Here is a 4,340-nt window from a genome sequence, read left to right as displayed (position 1 = left end):
CTTGATCATCGCGTCCTATCCGAGGTGGCCCTCGGAATCTGGACGCTTATTGGGCTGCTTGCCGCTGTGGCTGCATTACGCTTCGCAATCGGCGCTACGCAGGTTGACGCGGAGCATCTGTTCGCAGCCCTCAGCGCTTATATGCTGGCAGGTATCTACGTAGGTCTTTTGTATTGGGTTCTCGAACAGATGAAACCAGGCACGTTTTCCTTCCCGGGCGAGTTTTCCCAAGCCAGCGCCATCTACTTCAGCTTCGTTACACTGGCAACGCTCGGCTATGGCGATATCGTGCCGCGAGCGGACGTGGCGCGCGGTATCGCAATCGTCGAAGGTGTTGGTGGTCAACTCTTCCTTGCAGTCCTGGTCGCGCGTCTGGTCAGTTTGTATTCGAAGCCAGGAAACCAATCAAGTTAATTGCCGCGCAGTGGGCTGCAAAAAGTCCAGCGATTTTCCTCAACGGACGATTCTCCGGGTTTAGTTGAAAGTTTGAGAGCAAGAAGCAGCGGCTCTGGCCCGAACTCGAATAGAGTTCGGGCTACGAAGAGTATTGATGAAGGCTGTTTCAGCACCGGCGCCTGGAGTTCAAATCGGCGAGCGCAAAGCCATTCCTTACACCTATACAAGTTCAAAGCCTCCTCACAAAGCATCAGGAACTGTTCCGCACTGTCGTTCTAACGGCTATTCTCAGCGGTGTGCGAATCGGCGAGATTCTTGCACTCAGGTGGAACCGCGTCGACTTCCAACGAGGGCGCCTTGAAATCTCTCAGATTACTCCGACGGCCGGTTTGGGAGTCCAAACGCGCAGCAGCCGGCGAGTGATTCCAATGAGCGTGGCACTATCTCGGGTGCTAGTGTTACACCGAGCTCTATGCCTTCACACTGCGCCAGACTACCTCGTATTCTGTACAACCCAGGGAACCACCTCTGGCCCAAAAACCTATACAACCATGCCCTGGCACCGACCTGTGACGAGCTAAAACTACCGCGAGTCTCGTGGAATTCGTTTCGCCACGCGAGCGCAACTCTCACAGGAGAGCTGGATCTCCGCTGTGGTAAGCCGCCATGGTCAGATCATTGTTTTGTGGCGATCACTTGAAGATGGCAAAACTCCCAAAGACCTTCTTCACCGAACTCGACTCCAATGCCCGACGTCTTGTAGGCGGTAGCGGGCACGAACGCGTTGCTAACTAATTGCATGTTGGTTAATCCGCACCGTGCCCACTTCCAGCCGGCGGGCTAAGGCGCGGCGACGATGACCTGCAAGAAGGAATTTTCAGCTACATTTCTCCAGAGAAGCATGCTCCCGTGGATCATTACGCCGGTTTCGAAAGACTCGAACCGGAGATATGCAACGCGGGTACTGACAGCAAGCAGTTGGAAGAGCTGACAGCTTGCAAGCCGGGCGGCAGCGATTCTCCAAAGCTGCGAACGGCGTCCGCCCGTTCGGGAGGGACGTACCTTGATACAAGCCGGATGGTTTCTTCGGCGATCCCAAGCGCCATAAACCGGGAAATTGCTTGTTCGCGAATTGCCTCATCGATGTCACGCGAGCGATCGTCGGTTCGCCGCGTGATCAGCATCATAGTGGAATCCGTCACGGCCGTGAGCGTGGATAGGTCCAGTAGCGCTTTCAACCACTCGCTGGCGATTTCAGGTTGCACCACTGCGTGCAGCGGCCCATACAGGGGAATGCGGGCACCCAGCCGGCCCAGCGACCATAGCCAAATTGCATCTCCAGGTTCCTTTCTGATCTTCGCCATCAACTCACGGCCTAGAGTCGCACGGATGCTGGCTTGCAAGTGCTCAAGGTTCGCAAGGAGGCGCCACTTCTCGTACTCGAGTTGGCGGTTGATGCGCTTCTTCTTGCTCCCAGGAGGGCTAGTATGGCTGCGATACAACGCAAGCTGCTCGCTGGCATTGATGCCGCCGGCGATCCGACGCAACAGCACCAGCACTCCGACCTGACATTGCAGATCGTCTACAAAGGCAAGGTCGTTCGAGGCGATGGTTCGCAGGCGGTTGACGCGCGCATCATCACCTGGCGCGCCGAAGCCCGGACGCAAACAGAAGCCAGATAGATTAAGCCAACGCATCTCATGGCGGGAGGACTTTTTGCGACCAGCGGCAACCTCGATGAGTGCATCGCAGAACCGGCGAATGGCCGAGAGGGGCCACGAGTCTCTTTTTGCGCCGAGCACTGCTTCCATCTGACCGACGAGGGCCTCGGGTGCGAGGGAAGCGTCGTGCGCCGAGCCTCCAAAAACATTTTGGATCAGTTGCGCAGCAGATTCGAAATTTGCATCGGAAGTTGTGAGATCCGAAGACGGTTCCAGCACGGGCTGCGGTTTGACCGTATCGACTTGCTGCGCTTGTGCTTCTTCGCCGCGCAGTTCGAATTGCAAGCGCCAGCGATGCGGCGTCTGCCGCGATTCACACCAGAGTTCGAGCGTACCAACCTCAGTGAAACTGGCTCTGAGGTGTATTGTCACGTACACATCACGCCTCTTTCCGTACCGCAGCAAGGTCACTAGCGGAGGATGACGATGTACGCTCGCTTCGTCCAGTGCAGCGACTTCGCCGTGTGCATCGTGCCGTGTATGCGAACTGTAAAGCGTAAAAGACACCGGGCGGTTGGCCAGCACAGAGAATTCGCGATCGAGCAGAGGAAGTGTGGTGCCTTCTTCCACCCCAGCAGGCAAAACACAAATGCCCTGGAGACCGTGGTCCGAGCACAGCCCGATGTAATAGGTGCGAGCGTTGCCGGCTCTGATGCGCAAACCGGTGCCGCGCCGTACACGGCCGTAGTAAGCAGCACCACGAGCAACAGCACTATCTACCTCGTCGTTGTTGAGGAGCTTGGGCGACCAGCCGCTTTGCGTTCCGCCCAACCAGGCGGAAATGGCCTCGACAATCCTGTCGCGAGTCACAGCTGGCGCACAGAAGCCGCCATTAAAGAGCACGGCATCGGGTCGAGCCATACGCTGATTTGCAGACGTGCCATCCATGGCGTCAGCAGCTTGGATCAAAAATGCAGCAAGGTGCTTGGTGATGGCAGGGTCGCTGGCGTAGGGTAGACCGAGTTCGCGCAATCCCGTTGGCGTGCCAATTGCCGGCATCTCATGAGGTGCCGTAATTGGCAAGAAGCCGTCCGTCAGAACCTGCAGGACTTCCTCGCGGGTCAGGTCAGTGCTGAGGGCGTCTCCGATGACAGCACGGCCGCTACCCAAGATCGTGACTGGCACGCGCTCCAAGGACGAATCATTCAGCAGCCGCTCTTTCGACACACAACAGGTCCGGCGTAATGCATAACGCTGTCGCAGCGTGAGTCTGACGTCTTTGAGCTTCTTCTCCACGTAGCGGGCGAGCGCAAAATCGAGATTGTCGCCGCCCAGTAAAAGGTGCTCGCCGATGGCCGTTCGCTCAAACTGCCACTCGCCACCGACGAGGCGAGCGTGAATCAGGCTGAAATCAGTCGTGCCACCGCCGATGTCGCAAATCAAAACACGTTCGCCATCGCGGAGGTGTTCATTACTCCCGGCCTGCACGTGTCGATTTGCCGCGATCCACGCATAAAACGCGGCCAATGGTTCTTCGAGCAGAGTGAACTTCTCGAGCCCGGCACTGCGGGCGGCTTCGACCGTCAGCTCACGCGCTTCCTCATCGAACGAACCTGGAACGGTGAGGACGATTTCCTGATGCTCAAAACGCGTTTCTTCATCAGTCCCAATTACGCCGTTCCAGGCGTCGCGCAGATGCATGAGGTAGCGCGCGGATGCTTCGACGGGGGAAATCATCGGCTGCGGCGGTTCCGCTTGCGCCGGCAGGATCTTGGCGCGACGATGCACGCCAGGATAGGAAAGCCACGACTTCGCTGATGACACCTGGCGGCTTGGCACAAGCGCTCCCTGTTCGCGCGCGAGCACACCGGTGACCATTGGCGGGTGCTCATTCCAGGTAGCGCTCACGCCGCCGGCAGACAACTCATCCTCAGTGGGGAAGTAAAGAAACGAAGGAAGTGCGGGAAGCGTGCCGATTTCGCCTGGTCCCACCAACTGCGGCACGGGGAACACGCGAATAAGGGAAGACGCATCAGCGGTGTTCTGAGTGTCGAGGTACGCCACGACAGAATTTGTCGTGCCAAGATCGATTCCAATCAGATAACGAGAAGACACTGACGACTCACCGCTTGGTCTTTTCGCGAATATTCAGCTCGAGCTTCCAGCGCTGACCGTCGCGGGATACGCACCAGACTTCGAGGGTCCCGAGTTCGGTGACGCGAGTCTCCAGCCGCACCGGTACAATCTTTCCCAGCTGGCCATCGAGTCTGAGAGTGACCTGCA

At 57.7% G+C, this 4,340-nt stretch carries 3 protein-coding genes; 1 reads left to right on the top strand and 2 read right to left on the bottom strand.

All coding sequences use genetic code 11. The annotated features are described in order from the left end of the window. A partial coding sequence (locus VNX88_08835) for an ion channel (GenBank protein HWY68756.1) occupies positions 1–414 on the top strand: 414 nt, incomplete at its 5' end. A gap of 657 nt (positions 415–1,071) precedes the next feature. Here VNX88_08835 and VNX88_08830 read toward each other — a convergent pair. Both VNX88_08830 and VNX88_08825 read right to left on the bottom strand, forming a co-directional pair. Beyond that, entirely contained in the window at positions 1,072–1,197 is a 126-nt protein-coding gene (locus VNX88_08830) for a hypothetical protein (protein HWY68755.1), read from the bottom strand. Between the two features lie 116 nt (positions 1,198–1,313). Continuing rightward, on the bottom strand, positions 1,314–4,172 hold the full coding sequence (locus tag VNX88_08825; GenBank protein HWY68754.1) for an Hsp70 family protein: 2,859 nt from the start codon (positions 4,170–4,172) through the stop codon (positions 1,314–1,316). Positions 4,173–4,340 lie beyond the last annotated feature (168 nt).

The sequence above is a fragment of the Terriglobales bacterium genome (assembly GCA_035567895.1).
Classification (GTDB): Bacteria; Acidobacteriota; Terriglobia; order Terriglobales; family Acidobacteriaceae; genus Gp1-AA112.
This window is presented reverse-complemented; position numbering and strand designations above follow the sequence as displayed.

Coding starts and splice junctions, on each gene's coding strand:
- VNX88_08830 (HWY68755.1), bottom strand. CDS start 1,197: ATGCAATTAGTTAGCAACGCGTTCGTGCCCGCTACCGCCTACAAGACG.